The organism is Candidatus Hydrogenedentota bacterium, assembly GCA_016791475.1.
Taxonomy (GTDB): Bacteria; Hydrogenedentota; Hydrogenedentia; order Hydrogenedentales; family JAEUWI01; genus JAEUWI01.
The window spans coordinates 1-744 of the sequence record JAEUWI010000207.1; the positions used below are offsets into that span (position 1 = coordinate 1).

General features: G+C 63.8%; 1 protein-coding gene. It reads right to left on the reverse strand.

Annotated elements, in window-relative coordinates; genetic code table 11:
* Positions 1 to 744: thiamine pyrophosphate-binding protein (locus tag JNK74_28735; protein ID MBL7650171.1), on the reverse strand; the 744-nt coding region annotated here is incomplete at both ends.

The window sequence follows — 744 nt, forward strand, 5'->3', positions numbered from 1 at the left end:
GTTTCGTTCGGCGTCAGCTGGACGTCCACGATCATCGCCTGCGGCTGGCCGGCTACCTCATTGAGTACCGGGGCCAGATCGGCGGCGTCGGTGATGCGTCGGAATAGCAGGTCATAGGTGGCGGCGACCTGTTCTAGGTCAGGCAGCAACAGGCCAGCCTCCGGGCCGGTGCCGACGTGGCGGCCGGCAAAGTAGTTGCGCTGGGTGTTGCGGATGGAGGCGTAGCCGCCGTTGTTCATTACGATCAGGCAGATCGGCAGGTTCTGAGCACGCAGGGTGGCCAGTTCCTGTAAGTTGAGTTGCAGGCTGCCGTCACTTTCAATGGCGACCATCGGTTTTTTTCCATTGGCGAAGCAGGCGCCGATGGCGGCGGGCAGGCCGTAGCCCATCGAGCCGAGGCCGGAGGTCAGGAATACGCGTTGGCCGGGTTTGTTGCGGAAGACCGTGTAGAACACTTCGATAGCCAGCCCGGAGCTGCCGGTCGCGATCAGCATCTCGGGCGGGAGCGCTGCGGACAGTGCCGAGACGAAATGGTAGTGGTTGATGGGGCCGCTGTCCGGGAATGGATGGCCGTCATTGACCGGGTAACGTGCCTTCCAGTCGCCAATGCGCGCCAGCCAGGCATCGCGTTCGGGCATCGGTGGTGCGGGTGCCTTGTCCAGTGCGGAGAGGAAGTCGGCGGCGTCGGCGGTGATGCCGAGGGCAATGTCCATGTCGAGTTTGTCGATCTCGTGGCGGTCGACG